The sequence below is a fragment of the Methylobacterium sp. D54C genome (genome assembly GCF_053345595.1).
The window spans coordinates 1-23,122 of record NZ_JBKFAK010000028.1 but is presented as its reverse complement, the minus strand read 5'-3'; the positions used below and the strand labels follow the sequence as shown (position 1 = coordinate 23,122).

The window sequence follows — 23,122 nt, the reverse complement described above, 5'->3', positions numbered from 1 at the left end:
CCGACCGCTACGGGCCGACGCCGACGCGCTCGAGGCCGCGCAGCACCTGTGCGGCCGGAACCGTGTAATTGGCGTGGAACGGATGCGTCTTCTCACCCGGCACCGTCGAGCCCCGGATGTAGAGGACCTGGGCGCCGCTCGACTCGATCATGCTGGTGTAGCCGCGGAAATTGAACGACCGGTTCTCGTGGATCAGCGCGACGACGCGGGCCTTGTCGTTGCAGAAGATGGTGTTCGTCATCGCGGAACTCGCGGAGCCCACGATCACGTCGGCCGAGTGATAGAGCGCGATCTGCTCGATGAAGGACAGCTTCTCCGGATACACGACCTCGAAGCCGTAGCGCGCCAGGGCGTTGATGATCTCGGCCTCGTTAACGAGCTGACGCTGCGTGAAATTCTTCCGCGACAGGACGATCCGCCGCCCCGTGGAGCGCAGGTCCACCCCGCGCGCTGTTAGCCTGTCGAGCACGGCGCGCCGCATGGCGCCGAGGATGTCCTTCGGCCAGACCGAGTCGTAGACCGGCACGTCCGGCCGCGCGTCGAACGGGAAGAAAGTCGGGACCGGGGCGACCCCGAGTTCGCGGAAGCGGACCGCCTGCGCCGGGAGCGGGAGGATCTCTCGCCCGCGCGTATCGAGCAGCTCCACGATCTGCCGATGTGTCGCCGGCATGTGATCGTCGATGCAGATCGGGAAGCCCGCGGGGCAGACGGGATCGTTGAACCACAGCATCCGCGGCACGAACTCGAGCAGCCAGTGGCCGTAGTTCTTGCTCTGGAGCCCGAACATCATCAGGCCGGATTCCAGGCTCCGCACCTCGGCCGGCTCCTCCACCAGGGCGCGGCCGCCCCCATAGACCGCAGTCATGATCTGGTCGGTGTTCTTGCCGTCCTTGATGTCGGCAATGCCGCTGTCGGGGTGCGCCGCGAGGTCATAGATCAGGCGGCCGCCCTGCAGCACGATGTTGCTGCGCGGGAAGGTGAGGCAGTCCTTGAACCGGGCGACGTATTGCGGCGGGGCATCCAGGGTCCCGCACACGGAGGTCAGCGCCACCGGGCCTTCGAGGAAGCGGATCTCCGGCTCCGCGATCCGGCGCGGGCCGATGAGCTCGCGATAGGTGCCCTCCCCTTCGGTGGCCGCCCGACGCGCGGAGACGATGTCGTAGATCCGCACCTGCCCGAGCCCGAGCGTCGCGCGCGTCCGCTCGTGCAGCGCCTGCGCCTCCTCATGACGGCCTGCCTCGGCGAGCGCGGTCATCTGCAGGCTGCGCAGGTTCCGGATCTTCCGCTCGAGCGTGTCACCGTCGACCGTGAGGGCCTGCCCACCCAGAGTGTCCCGCGCGATCCGCGCCAGCAGGTAGCTGCGCACCGCGCTCTCGGCTTCACCGGCGAGCTCGTAGTCCCATGCGATCTGGACCAGCGACGGGTCGTCCTGCCCGCGATCCTGGACCGCCGCCTTGGCTTGGCGCAGCGCCTCCAGGAGGTCCTCGACGCTGTCGAATTCCTGCCGCCGGCACCGGTCGACGATGTCCGTCCGGATGGCGGCGAGATGGTACTGCGCGGTCTGCGCGCGCGAGGCCTGGGCCGCCAGCCTGTAGGCACGAGCCGCCAGATCGAAGCTGTCCTCGCCCTGATACCGGAACGCGAGGGTCGCGAGGTGCTGCGCGGCGGTCTCGGTGCGCTCCTCCGTCAGCGCTGCGAGGGCGCCTTCGATCGCGTCGAGGGTGGCGGCGCCGGTTGTCCGGTTGGCCTGCGTAAGGATTCGCCGAAAGTCGTCCCGCATCGATACCGACCGTTCCTTCACGCGATCCGCCGCGCCGTCCCGAGCGCCTCAGCGCGTCGCCAGGGCCCGCTCCACGCAGGCGCAGACCTCGCCGATCTGATCCCGGGTGATCGCCGGGAAGAACGGCACCCCGATCGCGCCGGCGGAGACGGAGGCGGTCCGCGCAAGGCCGTCATGCCGGCAGGTCGCGAAGGCGGGGTGCGCTTGGCAGCCGGTCCCGTACCAGCGCCGCCACTGGATGCCGGCCGCATCGAACGCCGCCGTCACCGCATTGGCGGCTGCGGGCTCGAACAGCGCGTTGACTGTCATGGTCAGCCATTCCGTGCCGAAGCCAGGCTGCATGCGTACGCCGATCCGGTCGAAGCCCTCGACATAGGCGAGCGAGGCCTCCCGCAACTGCCGGATGCGCGCATCGAGGCCGTCGAAGGCCGCCAGGCCGACCGCTGCGGCGTATTCGGAGATCCGGAAATTGCCGCCGCGCACCTCCGAGACCCGGCTGCTCGCCGAGAATCCGAAACCGGTCATCGCGGTGGTCTGCGCCACCAAGTCGGCATCGGTCGTGAGGATCGCGCCCCCCTCCCCGATCCCGAGCGCCTTGGTGGCGTGCAGGCTAACGCAGAGCGGCTGCGCGCCGGCCCGGGTAAGGTTCAGCGTTGCGGCGGCGGCGTCGAACACGACCGGAATCCCGTGCGCCGCCTCGAACGCCTCCCAGGCCGGGACGTCGATCGGTGCCCCGTACGGACTGACCACCACCACGGCGGCGACATCGCCTTCGGCCAGCGACAGCGCCCGCTCGGCGATGGCGGGCGTCAGCGACAGGGTCTCTGGATCGACGTCGGCGAAGAACGGCTCGAGGCCGACATTCACCGCCGCGTGCGCGGTGGCGATGAAGGTGTAGCCGGGCATCAGGCAAAGCCCGCCGCGCCGGCCGCCAATCCGGTAGCGCAGGGCGAGTTCGATCGCGCTCGTGCCGTTACCGGTGATCGTCGCGGCCACCGGCGCCCCGCCGGCGCGCTCCGAGACGAAGCCGCAGAGCTTGGCCGTGAATTCGCGGGAGAGCGGACCGTAGTTGCTGTAGATGTGCGCTTGATCGATCCGGCGCAGGTACGGGACGATGGCGTCCGTCTCCGGCAGGCTTGGAATGAGCACGGGGATCATCGTCGAGACACGTCCTGACTGTCGGCCGCCACCATCCTCGTCCGAATGCCCGGTGACGCGGCCGCTATACATGCCCAGGCATCGCCGCGGAAGGCGCCGTCGTCCGCCCTTGCCGACCGGACCCCTCAGGCGCGCGGCAGGCTCTGCGGCTTGAGCCGCGTTGGCAAGGGCCGAGCTGGATTCCCGAACACCGTCTGGCCCGGCGCCACGTTGCGGATCACCACGGCGCCGGCTCCGACCACGGCGCGCGCGCCGATCCGGATCTTCGGGATCACGCAGGCCCCCGTGCCGAGGAAGGCCCCCTCCTCCACTCTGACATGGCCGGCCAGGTTGACCCCAGGGCTCAGTGTGGCGAAATCCTCCAGCACGTCGTCGTGGGCCACCGTGCAGCCCGGATTGATCAGCACGTGCTCGCCAAGCCGGGCATCCGCCGTGACGGAGGAATGCCCGAGGATCACCGCACCTGCGCCGATCCGGCTGCTCGCGCCGATCAGCACGCCGGGATCGATGATCGAGGCGAAACGCGCTCCGATCGCGTCCCGCAGACGCGCGGCGGCCCGGGCCCGGGGCTCCGGCTCGCCGAGAGCGACAACGAAGCGCAGACTTTCGTCACCCGCGAAGGTGCGGACATCGCGGACCACCGGCCGGCCGCGGAACGTCTCCGGCGCGTGGATGCCGGGATCGACGATGCTCGCCCTTAGCTCCATCGGCGCGCCGTGGGCGTTCAGGCGCTCAAGGGCGTCGACGATCTCGCGGGCGAGGGCACCCGCACCGTACAGGACGAGGCGAAGGGTCATCGCGCCGTGTGCCGCGACCGGTTCTGGCTCGGCGCTGGCGACTGCCTGCCGCTCGGGCGAACGTCCATGCGCGGGGTTCCCTGCCTCGGGGTGTCCTGCCTGTCCAGAGTCCTGCCCTACACGAGTCCCTGCGGGCTCTCCAGGGCCGATGCCTCGTCACGGTGCCATCGTTCCAGTACACCGCCGAGATCGGCGCGTCGCACCCGGGCGCGCGGGCGAGGACGCGCGGAGCGTGAGACCGACATGAGGCCGGCGGAGACGTTCATCGACCTGATCCGGACGATCAATCGCGACAACGCGTCGGACGTTCTCGATCAGCTCTGCGCGTGCGTCGCCGCCGAGGATCGCCCCCTCGAAGGTCACGTCGACGCGCGCGTCACCCGGATGCGGCGGCACCTCGAGACGCTCGCGTTCCGGTTTGAGGGCGATGGCCAGCTCGGCGCCGTCGCCGCTACCTACGATCTGATCGCTTCGATCGTCCCCGAGGATCGCGAACGCTGGGCGGTGGCCGCCGTCAGCGCGCGACTGCGCGATCTCTGCGAACACGGACGCTACGCGGAGGCCACCGCCGTCATCCTCGACCTGCGCGCGGGGGGCAGCCCAGCCGCCATCCGCGAAGGCCTCGCCACCTTGCTGCGGCTCGGCTGGGTCGCCGAGTGCGGGCAGGAGCCGGAATCCTGCGTGCAGTGCTATCGGCTGGCCTACGAGCTGAACGGCGGTGACGAAGGCGTCACGACCGAGGATGGCTTCGCCCTGAGCACCAAGGTCAGGAATCTCCGCCGATTACAGATCGACGAGTTGCTCCCGGATGGGCGCTACGCGGACGCGATCGCGCTGCACGAGACGACGCGCCACGTCTACCGCTCGGGACCGCTGCGCGCCTACGACATCGTCACGGCCGAGTCGCTCGCCGCAGGCGGGGACGGCGCTTACACAGAATTGTGGCCGAGGCGGCGGATCGCGCCGCCCGACCTGCGCTTCTTCGAGCCGCCCCCTGCCCTGCTATCCGAGCCGGGCGAGCTCGACATGCCGGCCCAGTACCTCGCCTTTCTGGACGGAGCCCAGGCCTTCCCGCGCAGCAACGTCGTCATCGCCGGTGACAAGCTCGTCTACGACCTCGCCGCGCACCCGCGCCGGCCCGACATCCTGCTGCAGGATGGAATCAATCCCGACCAGATCATGATGGCCGCGTTCGGTGAGACGCGCGCCCTCGTGGAAGTGCCCGAGGACCCACACCGGGTCGAGGCCGGGCTGATGATGTTCGGCCTCCAGAGCCGGAATTATGGGCACTGGTTCTGCGAGTTCGTGCCGCGGATGCTCTGCTACAACGACGCGCGCTGCCCGGACGGGATCCCGCTCTGCATCGACGACCACATGCCCGCCTCGCACGAGCAGATTCTGCGCCTGCTCGACACGCGCGACCGGCCCGTGATCAAGCTCCCGCCCCGGCCAGTCGCGTTCGGCCGTCTCGGGATCGCGCCGCCGCCGGCGTTCTTTCCGTTCGAGATGAAGCCGGGGCGGCCGGTCTACGACGCGATCTGGCCGGCCGATATTTTCGCGCCGGTGCGTGAACAGATCCTCGAACGCGCCCGGGAACAGGGCGTCCTCTCGGGCCGGACAGACCGGCGCTTGTTCATCTCGCGCAAGGCCTTCAGCCAGCGCGCCCTCGTCAACGAGGCGGAGATCGCCGAGCAACTCAGCTCCCTGGGCTTCGAGGTGATCTACCCGGAGACCATGTCGTTCTTCGAACAGGTCGAGGCGTTCCACTCCGCTGCCCTGGTGGTGGGCTCGTCGAGTTCGGCCCTGAGCAACGCCCTGTTCTGCCGGCCTGGGTGCCGGATCCTAGGCCTGATTCACGAGGAGCTGGCGTTCAACTTCCGGGGTTATGCCAGCTACATCGAGGTGGGCGGCGCGCGGATCCTGTTCCTGCGCGGTCGCACCCTCCACCGGCCGGGCGTGCACGCCTTCCACGTGAGCTATACCGTCGACCCGGCCAAGGTCGTCGCGGCCGTGGCCGCCCTTGAGAACGAGGCCGCCACCGGCGTGCCGGCCGGGTTCCCGGTGCCTGCGGTGGACGACAGGCCGATCCGTCTACCGGATCGCCGAGCGGTCCGGTCTCACCCTCGGACGGGTGCGCCCGCACGCGTCGATCCCGACCGGCTCGCGCACGTCAGGACGCTCGCGGCCGGGCCGCACGCGGACGCGGCTTCCGGCCTCTGCGCCCTGGAGGCGGTGGCATACGTGGCCGGCGAGGCCCATTCGGATCAGCCCACCTGCGCGTCGCCGAGCCTCTCCGCCTTCATCCGGATCTGGAGCGATCGGCTGTCCCAGGAAGCGCGCGATGCCCTCATTCTCCCGCTCGTTCCGCGCCTGGTCGGCACGCGCGGCCCGGAGGCACTGGAGCGCCTGCGTGTCGCCCTGGTTGCCGACTGGCTCGTCCGGACCCATCTGCCGGCGTGGTTCCGTCTCGCCAAGCTGAATGTCGAGGCGGACGCGCTGGCCGATCGTCCGGCACTCGCTGACATCGCCGATCTCGCTGCCTGGTGCGATGACCTGGCGCGCGCTCGCAAGCGGGCGGCGGTGGCGAACCTCACCCTGCGGCAGAGCGGGGCCGCCGTCCGGGCCGCGGCCTGGGACGGCGCGCACCAGGCCGCGTGGGCCGCCATCCGGGACGATCTCGAGGCTGCTGGCCCGAAGATCCTCGCGGCCGGCTGGGACGCGGCCTACGCGGCGGCCTACGCGGCGGCCCGTGCCTACGGGAAGGCGCCCCTGGAGCCAACGCGGTGCGCGCTCCAGGATACCGCCCGGGCGCTGGTCGATGGCATGATCGCGATACGCGACCCCAGTGCATCAGCTTGCACCTCTTCCGGGGACGAGCAAAGCGAGCCGCGTCAATCCGAAGCGGCTCCGCAGCCATCTCAGATCGAGACCCGTGTGGTGTTTTGACAATGCGCATCGGACATGAGCAGGACCAGATGTCGGCGGTGGAGGCCGGCCCAGGACGGAGTGCATCATCGCTCGGGGGCGCCCGTTGCCTTGTGCTCGGCGGGGGCGGGTTTCTCGGTTTAAATCTCTGCAATCGCCTCGCGGAAGCGGGAGCCGAGGTCACCTGCTTCAGTCGCAATTCCATCCGAGCAGAGCTGCTCGACCCGCGTGTGATAATCGTGGCCGGCGAATTTGCCGATCGCTTGGCTCTTTCCAACACCGTCGATGGACAGGATGTAGTCTTCCATCTGGTCGCTGGGTCGGTCCCGCAGAGTTCGAACCGAGACCCAGCCGCCGAACTCGCGGCCGCGCCGATCGCGACGCTGCACCTGCTCGAGATCTGCCGCTCAGCCCGGATCAAGAAGCTCGTTTACGCGTCCTCCGGCGGCACAATCTACGGGATCCCCCGCGCCATCCCGATCCCCGAGCAGGCGCCGACCGATCCGATCTCGGCCTACGGCATCAGCAAGCTGATGATCGAGAAGTCGCTCCACCTCTACAGGCATCTCCACGGGATCGATTACCAGATCCTCCGGATCGCCAATCCGTACGGCCGGTTCCAGCTCGGCACCAAGCACCAGGGCCTGATCGGGAGCTACATCCATCGCGTCCTCTCCGATCAGCCGCTCGAGGTCTGGGGGACCGGCGAGGTCGTGCGCGACTTCCTGCATGTCGACGACGTCAGCGACGCCTTCCTCGCCGCCGTGGCTTATGACGGGCCGCACAAGGTTCTCAACGTCGGCAGCGGCCTGGGCCTGAGCGTCAATCAGATCATCGCCGAGCTGGGGGCGGCCTTCGGCCTGGACCGCCTGCCTTGCCTGTACAAGCCGAGCCGCGCCGCCGACGTGCCGGCCAATGTCCTCGACACCGCGCTGATCCGGTCGGAGCTCGGCTGGCAGCCGCGCGTCGCCCTGCGCGAGGGGCTCGTCAGCACGATCGCCTGGATGCGCGCGCATCTGGCGGAGATGCGGGCAGGCCCGGCAGGTGCGCGGGGGCGATGAGGCGGCCCTGACCGCGGATCCGGGTGGGGATCGCCCTGCCCCGGAGTAGCCACGTTTGTCGGCGACAGCGCGGCGGTCCGATCCGCGAGGAGACCGCATGTCCTTCCTGCACGATCTGCCGATCGCCGACCTGATCGCGAATTACGGATACATCGCGATCTTCGTGATCATCACCCTGGAGAGCGCCGGTCTGCCGCTGCCCGGCGAGACGGTGCTGCTGACCTCGGCGGCCTATGCCGGCAGCACCGGCAACATCAACATCGCCATCGTCGTAGCGATCGCCGCGACCGCCGCCATCCTGGGCGACAATGCCGGCTACTGGGTCGGCCGCCGCTGGGGGCTGCCGCTGCTCCTGCGCAAGGGGCACCTGATCGGGCTCGACCATGGCCGTCTCAAGCTCGGCCAGTACCTGTTCCGCCGGCACGGCGGTAAGATCGTGTTCTTCGGCCGCTTCACCGCGATGCTCCGGGCCTACGCGGCGGTCCTGGCCGGCGTGAACAAGCTCGATGCGCGCCGCTTCTTCGCCTTCAACGCCCTCGGCGGCGCGGCCTGGGCCTCAATCATGGGATTCGGCGCCTACCTGTGCGGCCGCTCGATCGAGAACGTGATGGGGCCGGTCGGACTCGGGCTTCTGGCCTTCGTCCTGCTGGGTGCCGTCGCGCTGTGGCTGTTCATGCGCCGGCACGAGGCGCGCCTGATGGTCGCCGCCGAGGCCGAGATCCCGGGACCGCTCGGGGGGGGGCTCGGCGAGGCGCGGGCCGAGCCTGTCCCGGGGCCTGTCCCGGAGCACGGCGGCATTGACCCGAACAGCCCGGTCCAGGCGGATTTTCAGAATCAGATCGAGGCTCTTCTGGCCAAGCGGGAGCGCGCGGCGCCACAGGCTGCCGCGCCGGCGGCCGCCCGCACCCGGTGCGCGCCCTGGCCCCTGTGGTTCAAGATCCCCGTGCTCCTCGTCGCCGCCGGCGCCGGCATGGCGGTACTCTCCTGGCATGACGGCGTCACCGGCGGCCTCTACGGACGGCTCATCGGGCATATCGGGATCCTCGGCATCGCCTTGTTCCTCGTCGTCCCCGCACTCCTCCTTCTGGTGGTCGGCCGGCGACTCCCGCGCCCGGAAGACGACCTCGACGCAAAGTCCGAGGAGGCTGCTGGGCTGGCGGCTTGACCGCCCGCTTGGTGAGTGTGGCGCCCCGGATGTAGGGTTGACCGGCCCTGGAGCCGATCGTACAGCCGGCCCGACCCGACTGGGGTGCCCCGTCGCGCCGGCCTCATGCCGATCCCGCTGACGGCTACTTGCCCGTGACCAGTTGGGCCCCGCGACTGAGACGGAGCCGACCTTGAGCGAGGACGTGGAAGCGCTGCGGGCCGAGCTCGCCGAGACTCAGGCACGGCTCAAAGAGGCGCAGGGCGAACTCGCCCGCTTGGTGCGATTGGCCGAGGCTGATCTGCAGCGACGACGTCCCGGCGAGCAGTCGAGCGTCGTCGCCTCCTCGGTGCGCAGGCCTGCCGCCAAGGAGGTTGCAGCTCGAATTGCCCGGTTCGCGCACCTCTACCGAGAGGCCGCTTCAGCGGCTCCCGACCGCGCCCCCGTCGTGCCCGAGGCGACGATGCTCGGCTGGCTGGAAACGTCCGGTCTGTTCGACCGCCAGTTCTACCTCGCGTGTAACGACGACGTCGCGAATGCCGGGGCCGATCCGACGCACCACTACTACAATCACGGCTCCGAGGAAGGGCGCCTCCCCAGCACCCTCTGAGGGTAGTCTGGGGAAGCTGCTCGCTGGCGCGCGTTCAAGGGATCTGATCGATGCAGGACGGTGCAGGAGAGATCGCACCCGCGCTCGAGTCGTGGCAGGACGACTTCGCCACCATCTACGCCAGCGGACTGTTCGACCATATTGGGTACGCAACGCGCTATCCCGATGTTGGCCTGACCGATTTGTCGCCCCTCGAGCACTACGTGAAGTACGGCGCCCGGCTTGGGCGCCGGCCCCGTGCCGACTTCAGCGCGCCGCCGGACGAGACCTTCGACAGCAGCTTCGTCAATCCCTTCGCGGCCTGGATCCGGGCGCGAGCCGAGACCGAGCCGGCGCCGGCCTGGAACCGGCCGGTCGTCTCGGTCCTGTGCATCACCTACAACCAGGCGGCCTTCATCCGGCAGACGCTGGAGAGCATCCTCGGCCAGGCCACGGACTTCCCCTTCGAGCTGCTGGTGGGCGACGACCGCTCCACGGACGGGACCGCCGAGATCATCGCCGAGTACGCCGCGCGCCACCCCAACCTCGTGGCGGTCCTGCGCAGCGAGAATCTCGGGCCGAACCGGAACTTCGCCGACCTCACGGCCCGTGCCCGCGGCGAGTTCGTGGCGATCTGCGAGGGCGACGATTACTGGACCGACGCGCGCAAGCTCCAGCGGCAGGTTGATTTCCTGCGGGCGCGCCCGGAATTCACCCTCTGCTTCCACCGGGTGCGCGTCGTCTACGAGGACATGCCGGGGGTCGACGAGCTGTACCCGAAGCAGTGCAGCCCGCAGCCGTCGCTGTCCGACCTCGTGGCGCACAACTTCGTCCAGACCAACAGCGTGCTCTACCGCTGGCGCTACCACGGCGAGGAGGCGTTCGTGTTCGACGAGGGCATCGCCCCCGGCGACTGGTACGTCCACCTGATGCACGCTGAGGTCGGGCGCGTCGGCTTCCTGCCGGAGGTGATGGCGGTCTACCGCAAGCACGCCGCCGGGATGTGGGCGACCTACGCCACCGAGCTCGCCCGCCACAAGAAGCTCGGCAACTCCGAGATCGCGTTCTTCCGCAAGCTGCGCGGCCATTTCGGCGGCCGCTACGCGGCGGGCTACGAGGCCGCGCAGAAGTCGATATTCCGGCGGCTGGCCGAGGCCTATCTCGACGAGGAGGACGTGCCGAGCCTCGCGCGCCTGATCGACGCCAACCCCGACATCGCCCAGACGGCCCTGCACGATATGGGCCTCGACGCCTCCGAGGTGCTCACCGGCGACCCCGACGCCCTGCGCGCGTGGCTCATGGAGCAGCTCACGGTCAGCGTCATCGTCACGGCCTACAACCACGCCGCCGATATCGGCCGCTGCCTCGACGCTGTGCTGGGCCAGCGCGGGCTGTTCCGGCTACAGGTCGTGATCGGCGACGACAAGTCCACCGACGGCACCGCGGAGATCGTCGAGCGCTACCGGGCGCGCGACCCGGAGCGGATCGCGGTGCGGCCCCGGCCGCACAATCTCGGCATGCTGCGCAACATGCAGGATTGCCTCGCCGCCTGCACGGGCCGGTACATCGCCTTCTGCGAGGCGGACGATTACTGGCTGTCCGACCGCAAGATCGCGATGCAGATGCGGATGCTGCGCAACGACCGCAAGCTGGACATGTGCTTCAACTGGGTGCTGCTCCACTACCCGGCGACCGGCTCCTACGTCCCGCATGACGAGCAGGGCCGCTATCCCACGGGCACGATCAGCTTCCCGGTCCTGGCGAACGCGCCGCTCACCGCCAACTTCTCTTGCTGTTTCTACCGCGCCGAGGCTCTGCGCCGGGTTCCAGAGGCCTACTACGCGAACGCCTCGGCGGCCGACTGGCTGATGAACCTCTACGTCGCCGATAAGGGCCGGATCGCGTTCCTGCGGGAGCTGCTCTCCGTCTACACGGTCCAGGAGAAGGGCCAGTGGTCGGGCCTGCCGGAGGACATCAAGAACGCCCGGATCGCCCAGTACCAGAAGGAGTTCGCCGCCATCTTCGGCGAGGGGCGCGGCTTCGAGAAGTACGAGGTCGGCTGCACGGTGGCCGAGCTCGACGGCGAGTTGCCGGATTCCTTCGCCCGCGCGAACCTGGAGGCCCCCCAGGACCGGGTCTGGGCCGAGATCCAGGACGGGCAGGTGGTTCTGGCTGGCTGGGTCGTCTCGGCGAGCCGCGCCAAGGCGACGCTGATCGTCGAGGCCGACGGCGAGGTCCAGCGCATACCCGTGGACGTCCATCGGCCGGACGTGATCGCGGCGGTGCTGGGCGACATGCCGACCACGATGGAAGAGGCCCGCTGCGGCTTCCGCTTCACCCTGCCTTACGCGCTCCACCTCGAGGTGCTGCTCTCTATCGAGGTCGAGCACGAGGTCGTGCCCTGGCTCTCGGTGATCTTTACCCACCGGGTGAAGCGGGCGGTCGAGCAGGGCTGATCGCGGGTGGGGCGTCGCGACACGCGGGGCCGCGCCCTTCGAGCCGGCCCTATCGCCGCCGACCGGCGAGGAGGTGTCGCACCCGGGCCAGCGGCGTGCGGGCGCGGGCCCGGTCCAGGGCCCCGCGGATCTCGGCGGCGAGCCGCGTCGCGACGATCTCGCGGGCGGGATCGTCGTAGTGGACGATGTCGTAGAAGGTCCCCTCCTCCCGGTCGCGGAAGATCCCGCTGAGGTCGAGGGCCGTGAAGGTGCGCCGGTACGGGCGCCGCGCCGCGAGCTGCGCGGTGAACGCCTCCAGCTTGGCGTATTGCCGGTCGAGATAGGCCAGGAACGCCCCCGAGGCGACGCCGCTTTCCACCTCGGTGAGGTGGCGCTTGCGCAGGATCGTCGGCTGCAGGACGCTGACGATCGGCACCCCGTGATCGTGCGACAGCTTGGTCAGCCGGTGCGCCGCCAGTTCGTAATGGTGGACGATCGCGTCCTCCCAGCCGGGGCTCTGCCAGCCCACCTCGACCCGTAGCCGCTTCAGCTCCTCGTAGATCAGCGTGATCAGCGCCTCGTAGGATAGGCCGTCCTCGCGGGCGCGGGGATCGTGCGTGTCGAAGAAGTGGTCGTAGAGCCGCTGGGTGATGAAGGCGTTGTAGGGGTAGCCCGGCCGGGGATCGTAGGTCCAGGGCTGGAACAGGTCGGTGCTGCCGCTCAGCACAAGGATCGCGTCGGGGCTGTAGGTCACCAAGCGCGACCAGATCAGGTGCGTCATCTGCGTGAGGCAGCTCGACATCACTCCGAAATTGTAGATCTTCGCGCTCTCCAGGCCGCCCGCCCGCAGGATCCGCTCGATGCGGCCCGGCAGGGTGTTGGCGATGTCGCCGCCGTCGATCGTGGTCGAGTCGCCGACGACCAGGATTCGGGTCTCGCCCTCCGGCTTGCGCTTGACGATCGGGGCGGCGTTCAGGAAGCCGTCCGCGTCGAACGGGACGCCGTAATGGCTCGCCCCCGGCTTGCCGGCGAACTGGATGAACGGGCTCGGATAGCGTGTGTTCGAGTCGAGATAGCCGAAATGGTGCAGGAACTTGCGCCGGCGCGCCGCATCCTCGCTCTCCGGCGGGGCCCAGATCTGCTCGACGCCCGGGGCGGTCAGTGCCGCCATCATCAGGTCCCTGAGCGCCGCGTAGCCGACGGCGTTCAGCCGGACGCCGTCTTCGCTGAGACCGGGCCTGAGCGTACCCGCTTCGGTGGCCAGGACGGCATCGTAATCGATGAACTGCGCCCCGTACGCCTGCACGTGGTCGCGCAGCCACGCGTTGACCTGACCGATGAGCGGGATGGGCAAGCCGGCCGCGGCCGGCGCGGCCGGATCCACCGGCGGGATCGAGCCGACCCAGGTCCGCACGTAGAGGTCGCGCGCGTCCTGCAGCATCGCGGTGAAGTCGGCCACGATGCTGTCCAGCGACGGCGCGGTCTTGCCGCTGAGGATGTCGTCGCGGGCGCCGATGAGGTGCAGGCCGCGGGCTCCGTAGAGGGCAATCTCAGAGCGGAGCCGGCGTCCCATGTCCCTGGTCGACTGCCCGGCAATTCCGCGCGCGACCGTCTGGGGTCCGGAGAAGAGCGGTGGTGTCCCGGCCACCAGCTCCGCCGTGACCGAATCGCCGAAGAACAGGATCGGCCCGAACGGGAACAGCGGCTTGTCCTGCATCGGCGTGCTCATGCCGTCGCGATCCGGGGCGGCGTCAGCGCGCCGCGAAGACCTCGATCCCGTCGAGATGCAGGTGCTGCTCCTCGTCGAGATCGATCTTGAGGTAGCGGAACCGCGCGTTGTCGAACCGCAGGTGGAGGGGCAGGCCGGGATGGCAATGGGCGTCCACGGCGTCGAAGACGAGGCGGTAGTCGCCCTCGGTCTCGCCCAGCCAGACCCGCATCAGCTGCGCCCGCTCGCTGAGCTGCCCCCAGCGGTTGTAGATCCGGATCTCCGAGACCCGCTCGACCGCCCCGAGATCGAGGACGAACCAGGGGTTCCGGTCGAGCCCGGTGTGGAAGAAGAAGGACGGGTCGCCCGTGGTGCGCTCGCCGTAGGTGCCGGTGGTGCCCGACCAGGGCGAGGCGGAGCTTGCCGTCCAAGTCTTGCCCAGCGCGATGTTCTCGGAGGGCCGCATCGCCACCAGCGTGTCCATCTCCAGCTCGTCGATCAGTGTCCGGATCTGCTTGGACGGCTGGCGCAGCGGCGGGATCTCCAGGTCGAGCTTGTAAATCAGGTTCGACAGGATGCTCTGGTCGAAGCGGTGGTCGTTGAAGCCCTCGAGATCCGGCAGGCCCATCTGGTTCGGGATGTCGGTGACGACCCGCGGATCGCCCGCGTAGCGCAGCCACTCGGCCACGAGCCGGCGGGTGGCGGGGCTCACCATGAAGGCGATCCAGGAGGCCTGGATCTGGTCGGCGTCCCAGTAGCGCGCCGAGTCACACTCCATCAGCACGAAGCAGTCGCGCTTGGTCCAGGCCCGCTGCGGCTTCCCGTGCAGCACGCCGACCGCGACCCGGCGGTCTGAGCCGTCGAGCCAGGTGAGCAGCGGCGCCACCGGCGGCAGCGGGTCGTCGCCGACCGCCTGCATGCCGGTATCGCTGAAGACGATGAAGTCGCCGTCGCGGCGCTTCTCCAGCGCCTCGGCGATGACGTAGGGCTTCCAGGCCCAGTTGCCGGCGCCCCGGGACCGGTCGAGGATCTCGCGGTGCTCCCGGTAGAACGGCGTCTCGCGCAGCCGGTCGGGGGACCAGCTCTCGATCGTGTCGAAATCGCCCGTGGCGGCGGCCGAGGCCACCAGCCGGCGCTGGCTCTCGACGTAGTGGTACTTGGCGGCGAAGCTGACCAGGGTGGTGTGGCGCGGCCGGAGCCGGCGCCGCAGCCGCATCAGAACCTCGGCCCGGTGTATGTCGAAGGCGTTGACGCGCAGGGCTTCCGGGGATGGGTCAGCGCTGGCCAAGTCTGTCCTCCGGCGGTGGCTCGAGGGCTTGTCACCGGTTTTGCCGGCTTCGGCAAGGCGGCCGCGGCGGGGGGGGCGGGCTCAGGCGTCGTCGAACGTAAGCTTCTCGGCCGGATACGCGAGCATCAGCGCGCGGCGCTCGGGCGAGTTGTCCCACTCGCCGACCTTCGTGTAGCCGCCGGCGACGTCCAGCACCTCGACGACCCGCCCGATGGTCGGGATGCTCTTGAAATGCTGCGGCCAGCCGGAGGCGAAGTAGAAGACCTGCTCGACGTGCTCGGAGAGCTGGCAGACCCCCGGCCCAAACGTACCGAGCCCGAAGACCAGGTAGCGCCCGTTCATCAGCGCCGCGACGTCGTCGATGAGGGAGCCGCTCTGGGTCGTCAGCGGCACGCCGATCTCGGCGATCCACGCTTCCAGCACCGGGATCACCGGGTTCAGCCGGTTCTCGAACACCATCTTGATCCGGGCGATGCGGCCCTCCGCCAGGAGCCGCCGGATCACCATCTGGTAGAAGGCGAGCGGCGGCTGCGGGTAGGTCGGCGCCACCCAGGTGCTGAAGATGTCCCCCGAGCGGATGTGGATCAGCAACTCGTCGTCGGGCTTGGCGGGGATCTCGACCGGCAGCCGGTTGAACAGCGGCCGGATGCAGGTCCGCACGATGTCCCGGGTCTCGTCGGGGCCGAGGGTGCCGGCGAGCTGCTGGATCCCGAGGTCGAAGTACATCCCCGACAGGAAGGCGCCCGCCTCCGGCAGCGGCTCCGAGCCGGGGATGAAGGTGAGGCCGCCGCAGGTCAGCGGGCCTGTCAGGCCGATCACCTCGCTCCGGTCGGCGGCCGGGAGTTTGATGTATTTCAGGTTCAGGTTGCGGGCGATGCCGACGGCGAGCAGCAGCTGGATCAGGCAGTTGCCGAAGGCGCCGCACTCGTAGAGCGCGAGCCCGACCAGGGCGCGGGAGCGCGGCCGCTCGGCGCTGACGAGGCGGTAGGAGACGTAAACGTTCGCGCCGGGCCGCTCGTCGGCCATGTCGAAGGGCACGTCGAGCACGCGCCGCAGGGCGATGAGGTCGAAATCCGCCCGGTCGCACAGCACCTGCACCGCCGGCGGCTCGCCTGCGGCGGCGCCGTCCGGGGCAACGCGGATATGGCGCGCCCAGGCGCCCTCCCCAGTGGCGAGCACCAGGGCTGCGGGCCCGCTCCGGGCCGCGTCGAGATCGGGCTCGCGCCAGACCTGCCCGTCGTCGGAGAGGGCGAGGCGCGGCGGCGCCGCGCAGGCCGCCGCGAGCTCGACCCGGCGGACCGGGCAGCGGAAGCCGAGATCGACCTGGAAGCTCGGGGAACCCGCCGGGCGGTCGGTCTCGCCGGCCGCGGGTGCCGCGCCGAGCCAGGGCCGGCCGAACGCCGCATCGATCAGGTCGCCGTTCATCGCGTCTCGCGCTGCGCAGGGAGCGGTCCGGGGCCCGCGCCCCGAGCCCCTCTCTTTGCCGGCCGAGCCCACTCTGTCGAGGCGGACGCGTGTCCCGTGACCCCGTCGCAGGGCGACGGGGCGTGCCCGTCGGCTAGCCGTCGAGTCCGAGCATCAGCCCGAGATTCTGCACGGCCGCCCCGGAGGCGCCCTTGCCGAGATTGTCGAGGCGCGCCACCAGCACCGCCTGCCCGTGCTCGGCCGAGCCGAACACGCGCAGCTCCAGCCGGTCGGTGTCGTTGAGATCCTCCGGCTCGATCTTCTCGCGGTGCGCGCCGGTTCCGGCGCCCGGTACCACCTCCACCAGCCTCTGCCCGGCATACCAGTCGCGCAAGGCCGCCTCGAGGTCGGAGGCCGTGGGCCGGCCCGGCAGCGTATCAAGGTGGAGCGGCACGCTCACCAGCATGCCCTGCCGGAAGTTGCCCACCGACGGCACAAAGATCGGCCGCCGGGTGAGCCCGCTGTAGCGCTGCAATTCCGGCAGGTGCTTGTGGGCGAAGCCGAGGCCGTAGAGCTGGAACGGCGGCGCCGTGCCCTGCTCGTAGGCCTCGATCATGCTCTTGCCGCCGCCGCTGTAGCCGCTGACCGCGTTCACGCTGATCGGGTGGTCGGCCGGGATCAGGCCGCCCTCCACCAGCGGGCGCAGGAGCGCGACGCCGCCGGTCGGGTAGCAGCCCGGATTGGCGACACGCCGGGCGCGGGCCACCGCTGCGCCCTGCTCCCGGGTCAGCTCCGGGAAGCCGTAGGTCCAGCCCTCTGCGACCCGGTGGGCGGTGCTGGCATCGAGGACGCGCGGGCCGCCGCCGGGCAGGCTGTCGGCCAGCGCCACAGTCTCCTTGGCGGCCTCGTCCGGCAGGCAGAGCACGACGAGGTCGACCTCGGCGAGCAGCGCGCGCTTCGCCGCCGGATCCTTGCGGTGCTCCGGGGCGATGCTGCGCAGGGCGACCCGCCCGTCGCGCTCCAAGCGCTCGCGGATGCCGAGACCGGTCGTGCCGGCCTCGCCGTCGATGAACACGGTGGGCTTCGTCGCGCTTGCGCCAGACATCGCTCGTCTCGCTCTCTAGAAAAATGCCTCGCCGCCCGAGTCGGGCACCGCGGCCGGGAATCAGGTGCGCGCGGTGCGACAGGCTGTCAACGACCGTGCAGCGGCCTGAAAACGCGAAAGGGCGGCTCCCGCAGGAACCGCCCTCTCCGTGACACCGGTGTGACCGGATATCAGCGCTTCGAGAACTGGAAGCTGCGGCGGGCCTTCTTGCGGCCGTACTTCTTGCGCTCGACCACGCGGGCGTCGCGGGTGAGGAAACCCTCACGCTTCAGCGGGGCGCGCAGCTCCGGCTCGTAGTAGGTCAGGGCCTTCGACAGGCCGTGGCGCACCGCGCCGGCCTGGCCGGAGAGGCCGCCGCCCGCCACCGTGACGGTGATGTCGTACTGGTCGACGCGGCCGGCGATCTCCAGCGGCTGGCGCAGGATCATGCGCAGCACCGGGCGGGCGAAGTAGGTCTCCACCGGGCGCTTGTTGATCGTGACCGTGCCGTTGCCGGGCTTGATCCAGACGCGGGCGACCGCGTCCTTGCGCTTGCCGGTGGCGTAGGCGCGGCCCTGCGCGTCCAGCTTCTGGACGTGGACGGGGGCCTCGTTGGCGGGGTCGACCGCGCCGGTGTTCGACCGGTTGAGGTCGGCGAGGGACTGCAGGGTCGCCATGATCAAGCGCTCACGTTCTTGCGGTTGAGGGCGCCGACGTCGAGCGCCTGCGGCTGCTGGGCCTCATGCGGGTGCTCGGTGCCCTTGTAGACGCGGAGATTGCCGAGGATCTGGCGGAAGAGCGGGCCGCGCGGCAGCATGCGCTCCACGGCCTTCTCCACCACGCGCTCGGGGAACCGGCCCTCGAGGATGAACTTGGCAGTCCGCTCCTTGATGCCGCCCGGATAGCCGGTGTGGTAGAAATAGCTCTTCTGATTGTACTTACGCCCGGTGAACTTCACCTTCTCGGCGTTGATGACGATGACGTTGTCGCCGCAATCGACGTGGGGCGTGTAGGCGGCCTTGTGCTTGCCGCGCAGGCGCATCGCCACGATCGACGCGAGGCGGCCGACGACGAGGCCCTCCGCGTCGATCACGATCCACTTCTTGTCGACCTCGGCGGGCTTCAGCGAGGTGGTCTTCATAGCCAAATCCCAGGGGTTCCGACGGACCGGACCCCGACGCGTCGGGATCCGCGGACATCGGGGTGCCGAAAAACGAGCCGCCGCGTGGAGCACACGCGGCGGCGGTGCCGGGTGCATAGACCGCCCCGGATGCCGGGTCAACAGAGAAGTGCGCGATCCCGAAAAATCAATTCCGATCAGTGGTTTGATGGTTGAGGTATCAGAATACCGCTAGCCATCGGAGCGCCGGCCACGCTCCGCGATGGTCAGCTTCTGGACGCCCTTGGCCGCCAGCACCGGTTTCCGGGCGCTGAGGATCCGGGAATTCACGCCGGTCCAACCGATCTCGCCGGAGAGCCGGCCGTACTCGATCTTGGGGCAGCGGTTCATGATCACCGTCAGGCCGCGCGCCTCGGCCCGGGCGGCGGCCGCGTCGTCGCGCACGCCGAGCTGCATCCAGATCATCTTCGGCAGCGGCATCAGCGCCAGCGCCTCGTCGACCAGCGGCCCGGCGGCGGCGGAGTTGCGGAAGATCTCGACCATATCGATCGGCTGGTCGCCCAGCCCGGCCTGGACTTCGGCGAGGGAGGCGGCCACCCGGCGCCCGAGCAGGTCCTGGCCGGCGAGGCCGGGATTAACCGGCGTCACCGCGTAGCCCCGGTCGAGCAGGTATTTCAGGACGATCCAGCTCGGGCGCGCCGGATTCGCCGAGGCGCCCACCAGCGCGATCGTGCGCGTGCCGTTCAGGATCGTGCGGATCTGCGCGTCGGGGTAGCGGGCGTGCCGCTCCGCGAGCGCTGCCGCGTCGCTGGGCGCGGGTGGCCGGTTCTCGTGGCCCGTCTCGGCCCCCTTCTCGTCCATGGCCTGTTCCCTCGTCGTCCCGATGATCGCGGGTCGTGTGGCGTTTCTCGCCGAGCCTCTCGACGCGTCTCTTGCCGCGTTTATGGCCCGGCGTCTCGCCGCTGTCCCGGCGTCGACGCGGTCGCCGTCACAACCGCCAGACCTCGTAGCCCAGCCGCGCGAACGGCGCCTTCTCGAAAAGTGCCTTCACGTCCACGATCAGGCCGCCCGGCTTCACCCGGGCGGCGATCGCCTCCGGGCCGAGTCGGGCGTAGTCGCGGTGCGGGACCGCGATCACCGCGGCGTCCGCGCCGGCGGGCAGGTCGGCCCAGTCGACGAGGGCGATGCCGTACTCGGCCCGGGCCTCCGCCTCGGAGGCTCGGGGATCGTGGACCGACACGGCGCAGCCGAATTCCTCGAGTTCCCGCACGAGGTCGGCGACCTTCGAGTTGCGCAGGTCCGCGCAGTTCTCCTTGAAGGTCAGGCCGAGGACGATGACCCGCGCCCGCCCGGTCCCGCCGCGCCGAACGATCCGCTTCACCGTGCCGCGGGCGACGTGAGCCGCCATGCTGTCGTTGATCCGCCGGCCGGCCAGGATCACCTGCGGGTGGTAGCCGATCATCGCGGCCTTGTGGGTCAGGTAATATGGGTCGACGCCGATGCAGTGGCCGCCGACCAGCCCGGGGCGGAACGGCAGGAAGTTCCACTTGGTCCCCGCCGCCGCGAGGACCTCCTGGGTGTCGAGATCAAGCTTGTCGAAGATCAGCGACAGCTCGTTCATGAGCGCGATGTTCAGGTCGCGCTGGGTGTTCTCGATGACCTTGGCGGCCTCGGCCACCCGGATGGACGAGGCGGCGTGGAGCCCCGCCTCGATGATCGACCCGTAGAGAGCCTTGAGCCGCTCCAGGGTCTCGGGCGTGTCGCCGGCGACGATCTTCACCACCCGGGCGAGGCTGTGCTCCCGGTCGCCCGGGTTGATCCGCTCCGGCGAGTAGCCGACGAAGAAACCCGTCTTCCAGCGCAGGCCCGAGGCCCGCTCCAGGACCGGGATGCAGATCTCCTCGGTGGCGCCGGGATAGACGGTGGACTCGAACACCACGGTCGCGCCCGGCCGCATGTGCCGGCCGACGAGCTCCGAGGCCCGGACCAGCAGGTCGAAATCGGGGCACTGGGCCGCGTCGACCGGGGTCGGGACCGTGACGACGATCACGTCCGCCGCGCCCAGCGCGTTCGGGTCGTCGGTGATCGCGAGCTGGGCGGCGGCCCGGAACGCCTCCGCGTCGATCTCCCCAGCCGGGTCGTGCCCGGCCCGGTAGGCCGCCACCTTGTCGGCGGCGCGCTCGTAGCCGATCGTGGGCCGCCCCCGGCCGAACGCCAGGGCGAGCGGGAGCCCGACATAGCCCAGGCCGACGATCGCCACGCGGTCCGCCGAGCGGTCTGCCGGGTCGTCCACTGAGCCGTCTGCCGCCCCGTCAGCCACGCCGGATCCCTCTGCGGGCTCGGAAGGCGCCGATGACGATCCGGCCGCCGGGCGCGTATACGGGCGCTCCGCGCCGGCGTCGACTCGCCTCGGCCCGCGCGGAGCGCGTCCCCGGACCGCTGACAGGGTGAGCACGGGGCGAGACCGTCGGGGGTGAGGATGCCCGATCTCCGCTGGACCGAGGGGCCGGTCCACTGCACCGACCTCGTCGACAGGACCGGGAAGGTCTTCGGCTACGTCGGTCCCTGCGCCGCGGGCACCCGCGGCTACGTCGTCCAGTCCGGGTCGGAATGGCCGCCGCGCCCGGCCGCCTTCGCCGATCACCCCGCGGCCGCGGCGGCCCGCGCCTGGGTCGAGGCCGCGGTGTCCGCGCGCGCCTTCCGGCCCGTCCGCATCCTCCGGGAGGACGTTGCTCGGGAGGACGGCGCGCCGGAGGCCTGATCGCCCGATGCGGTTCAGGAACTCGTCAGGTTCGCTCGGCTTTGTTGTGGCGTGGAGTGGAGGCGCCCGATGGCCGAAATCTGCATCACGGAAGATCAGAACGGACGGTGGACCGTCTACACCGCCGGACTGGTGGTGACCGATCTGACGCGCGAGGCCGCCGAGGCCTTCGCGGCGAGCTACCGTCGCGTCACGGCCGGCTGAGCGACGAGCCTTTCCGGTCCGCGGAGTGGTTTCCGGAGCGCCGGCGCGTTCGGGCTCCGGGGCGCGCCGTGCTATGAGTTCCGCCGAGCCCCGATCGCCCAGTCGCGGGCAATGAGGTCGATCATCATGCGCCTGTTCATGCTCGCCGCCGCCCTGCTGGCGCTGCCCGCTCCCGCCTCGGCGCTGTGCCGCTGCACGTGCATCCGGGGCGAGATGAAGGCGATCTGCCAGGAGACCGACCTCACGGTCCCGATCTGCCAGGGACTCTGTGAGACCACGATCCGGCAAGACCGAGTCGTCATCCCGCTGGCCGGCGGCCGGCAGGCCTTCGAGCCGGCCGAATCCACAAATCCGGCGCCCGGCGGCATCGCGTCGCCCGATCTCAGCCTAGACACCAACCCGAATGGCACCGTGCTCGGAACACCGAGCCAGCTCTCCGGCAGCGTCGGGTCGAGCTTATCTTCTGGAGAGGGCGGATCAAGCTCGCTCTCCGGCAGCGGGCGCTGAGCCGCGAAAAAGCCCCGCGCGGCGGGTGCCGGCGGGGCTGAAGGTTGAGGACGCCCGGTGCGTTACGCCGAGCGACTGCGCCAAGACTAGCACCATCCTGTACGATGGGAAGCTATCGCGAAGAAAAACCAAGATTATTTTTGTAGAGCGCCTTCGGGTAAACGCAAATGTCCCCGCTCGGCCGAGCCAAGCGGGGTTCATCGCGGCGGGCGCGCGGCGAGAGACCGCGTGTCTCCTGGGCCCAAGGTCTATCCGACTTACGACTGGGTCTTCAGATAGGCGATGAGGTCGTTGATCTTCTTGTCGTCCGCGATGCCCTGGAAGATCATCTTGTTGCCCGGCACCTTCGCCTTCGGGTTCTTTAGCCACTCGTGCAGGTTGGCCTCGTCCCAGGTGATGCCGGAGTTTTTCAGGGCGGCGGAGTAGTTGTAGCCCTCGTAAGTGCCCGCCTTGCGGCCGACGACGCCCTTCAGGTCGGGACCCACGCCGTTCTTCTGGAAGTTGTGGCACGCCTTGCAGGGGGCGAACGCCTTCTCGCCGGCCGCGGCGTCGCCGGCGTCCTGGGCCTGCGCGGCGAGAGGCATGACAACGGCGAGAACTGCGCCGATTGCGAGCATACGCATGTATTAACCCCAATCCAAAGATAAGCTTCGCGTTTCTGGCAGAAAAAACGCGCGATGCAAGCGAAAAAATCTTCGGCCGAGCCCAGATTATATTGTCCGCTGACTCACATCATCTCAAAGCCCGTACCAGCCGTGATGACAGACCTTCGAGGCCCGGCCGTCGCTTGGTGGCGGACCGACGCCCGCGCACGGCCCGTCGTGCCCGCGAAGAGGTGCAGAGTAGGCGGAGGCGAAGAACCTGAGAATTCTTCCAAGTTTGACATGTCGAGATGTTGACGTGCGCCGACACGCGATAATCCATCTCGTGCCGGGAATTTGTCTCGCCCCGGGATTGGGGGCGGCGCGCACGAGAAAGGGCCCGCTGCGGCGAGCCCTGCCGGGTTCCAGGGAGCTGGCGCGACCGGTGCTAGATGTTTGGTCCCAGGATTTGGTGGTGCGGGTTCTGAGTGAATCTAGAGGGCTCGTCCACCCAGGCTTTGCAGATAGCTTCGTAGGGCGTGAGGCCGCGTAGCGTCTTGAGGCGGCGGGCGAAGT

Annotated in this window: 19 protein-coding genes and 2 pseudogenes; 8 read left to right on the top strand and 13 right to left on the bottom strand. The window is 69.7% G+C overall.

The genetic code is table 11. The features are described from left to right. Positions 1-7: 7 nt before the first annotated feature. From ACLBYB_RS28760 to ACLBYB_RS28750, 3 genes are all read right to left on the bottom strand, one after another. Positions 8-1,780, bottom strand: a complete 1,773-nt coding sequence (locus ACLBYB_RS28760; RefSeq protein ID WP_447700827.1) for a glycosyltransferase family 61 protein — start codon at positions 1,778-1,780, stop codon at positions 8-10. Between the two features lie 48 nt (positions 1,781-1,828). Continuing rightward, the gene (locus ACLBYB_RS28755; RefSeq protein ID WP_447700826.1) at positions 1,829-2,938 is read right to left on the bottom strand and encodes a DegT/DnrJ/EryC1/StrS family aminotransferase; all 1,110 of its coding nucleotides are present in this window, start codon (positions 2,936-2,938) and stop codon (positions 1,829-1,831) included. A gap of 125 nt (positions 2,939-3,063) precedes the next feature. Beyond that, positions 3,064-3,735, bottom strand: a complete 672-nt coding sequence (locus ACLBYB_RS28750) for a NeuD/PglB/VioB family sugar acetyltransferase (RefSeq protein ID WP_447700825.1) — start codon at positions 3,733-3,735, stop codon at positions 3,064-3,066. A 243-nt stretch (positions 3,736-3,978) separates the two neighbouring features. Here ACLBYB_RS28750 and ACLBYB_RS28745 point away from each other — a divergent pair, with 243 nt between their 5' ends. From ACLBYB_RS28745 to ACLBYB_RS28725, 5 genes and pseudogenes are all read left to right on the top strand, one after another. Continuing rightward, a complete protein-coding gene (locus tag ACLBYB_RS28745; RefSeq protein ID WP_447700824.1) occupies positions 3,979-6,681 on the top strand; it encodes a glycosyltransferase family 61 protein in 2,703 nt (900 codons plus the stop codon). A 29-nt stretch (positions 6,682-6,710) separates the two neighbouring features. Next, the gene (locus ACLBYB_RS28740) at positions 6,711-7,721 is read left to right on the top strand and encodes an NAD-dependent epimerase/dehydratase family protein (protein WP_447700823.1); all 1,011 of its coding nucleotides are present in this window, start codon (positions 6,711-6,713) and stop codon (positions 7,719-7,721) included. A gap of 97 nt (positions 7,722-7,818) precedes the next feature. Continuing rightward, positions 7,819-8,454: pseudogene (locus tag ACLBYB_RS28735) on the top strand (DedA family protein); the annotation flags it as partial. A gap of 604 nt (positions 8,455-9,058) precedes the next feature. Continuing rightward, entirely contained in the window at positions 9,059-9,475 is a 417-nt protein-coding gene (locus ACLBYB_RS28730; protein WP_029360322.1) for a hypothetical protein, read from the top strand. A gap of 50 nt (positions 9,476-9,525) precedes the next feature. After that, the gene (locus tag ACLBYB_RS28725) at positions 9,526-11,910 is read left to right on the top strand and encodes a glycosyltransferase family 2 protein (protein ID WP_447700822.1); all 2,385 of its coding nucleotides are present in this window, start codon (positions 9,526-9,528) and stop codon (positions 11,908-11,910) included. Between the two features lie 49 nt (positions 11,911-11,959). Here ACLBYB_RS28725 and ACLBYB_RS28720 read toward each other — a convergent pair whose 3' ends face one another. From ACLBYB_RS28720 to ACLBYB_RS28685, 8 genes are all read right to left on the bottom strand, one after another. Beyond that, on the bottom strand, positions 11,960-13,618 hold the full coding sequence (locus tag ACLBYB_RS28720) for a GDSL-type esterase/lipase family protein (RefSeq protein WP_447700821.1): 1,659 nt from the start codon (positions 13,616-13,618) through the stop codon (positions 11,960-11,962). A 22-nt stretch (positions 13,619-13,640) separates the two neighbouring features. After that, on the bottom strand, positions 13,641-14,885 hold the full coding sequence (locus ACLBYB_RS28715; RefSeq protein WP_447700820.1) for a hypothetical protein: 1,245 nt from the start codon (positions 14,883-14,885) through the stop codon (positions 13,641-13,643). Between the two features lie 81 nt (positions 14,886-14,966). Next, positions 14,967-16,310 (bottom strand): coagulation factor 5 8 type domain-containing protein, encoded by a 1,344-nt coding sequence (locus ACLBYB_RS28710; RefSeq protein ID WP_447700819.1) that lies wholly within the window; start codon positions 16,308-16,310, stop codon positions 14,967-14,969. Positions 16,311-16,443: 133 nt separating this feature from the next. After that, positions 16,444-17,394: an N-acetyl-gamma-glutamyl-phosphate reductase gene (gene argC / locus ACLBYB_RS28705; RefSeq protein ID WP_447700818.1), complete on the bottom strand. Its 951-nt coding sequence runs from the start codon at positions 17,392-17,394 to the stop codon at positions 16,444-16,446. A 170-nt stretch (positions 17,395-17,564) separates the two neighbouring features. Then, entirely contained in the window at positions 17,565-18,050 is a 486-nt protein-coding gene (gene rpsI / locus ACLBYB_RS28700; RefSeq protein WP_012318176.1) for a 30S ribosomal protein S9, read from the bottom strand. A gap of 2 nt (positions 18,051-18,052) precedes the next feature. Then, the gene (gene rplM / locus ACLBYB_RS28695) at positions 18,053-18,514 is read right to left on the bottom strand and encodes a 50S ribosomal protein L13 (RefSeq protein WP_012318175.1); all 462 of its coding nucleotides are present in this window, start codon (positions 18,512-18,514) and stop codon (positions 18,053-18,055) included. A gap of 210 nt (positions 18,515-18,724) precedes the next feature. Beyond that, positions 18,725-19,354, bottom strand: coding sequence for a CoA-binding protein (locus ACLBYB_RS28690; protein ID WP_447700817.1), 630 nt, complete (start codon positions 19,352-19,354; stop codon positions 18,725-18,727). 127 nt (positions 19,355-19,481) lie between these two features. Further along, entirely contained in the window at positions 19,482-20,786 is a 1,305-nt protein-coding gene (locus tag ACLBYB_RS28685) for a nucleotide sugar dehydrogenase (RefSeq protein WP_447700816.1), read from the bottom strand. A gap of 186 nt (positions 20,787-20,972) precedes the next feature. Between ACLBYB_RS28685 and ACLBYB_RS28680 the strand changes: the two genes are divergently transcribed. The 3 genes from ACLBYB_RS28680 to ACLBYB_RS28670 all read left to right on the top strand — a co-directional run bounded on the left by ACLBYB_RS28680 (position 20,973) and on the right by ACLBYB_RS28670 (position 21,965). Beyond that, on the top strand, positions 20,973-21,254 hold the full coding sequence (locus tag ACLBYB_RS28680) for a hypothetical protein (RefSeq protein ID WP_447700815.1): 282 nt from the start codon (positions 20,973-20,975) through the stop codon (positions 21,252-21,254). A gap of 69 nt (positions 21,255-21,323) precedes the next feature. Then, on the top strand, positions 21,324-21,458 hold the full coding sequence (locus tag ACLBYB_RS28675) for a hypothetical protein (protein WP_020096204.1): 135 nt from the start codon (positions 21,324-21,326) through the stop codon (positions 21,456-21,458). Positions 21,459-21,584: 126 nt separating this feature from the next. Continuing rightward, positions 21,585-21,965, top strand: a complete 381-nt coding sequence (locus ACLBYB_RS28670) for a hypothetical protein (RefSeq protein WP_447700814.1) — start codon at positions 21,585-21,587, stop codon at positions 21,963-21,965. A 257-nt stretch (positions 21,966-22,222) separates the two neighbouring features. Here ACLBYB_RS28670 and ACLBYB_RS28665 read toward each other — a convergent pair whose 3' ends face one another. Both ACLBYB_RS28665 and ACLBYB_RS28660 read right to left on the bottom strand, forming a co-directional pair. After that, positions 22,223-22,588, bottom strand: a complete 366-nt coding sequence (locus tag ACLBYB_RS28665; protein WP_209650099.1) for a c-type cytochrome — start codon at positions 22,586-22,588, stop codon at positions 22,223-22,225. A gap of 406 nt (positions 22,589-22,994) precedes the next feature. Beyond that, positions 22,995-23,122 (bottom strand): annotated as a pseudogene (locus tag ACLBYB_RS28660) (IS481 family transposase); the annotation flags it as partial.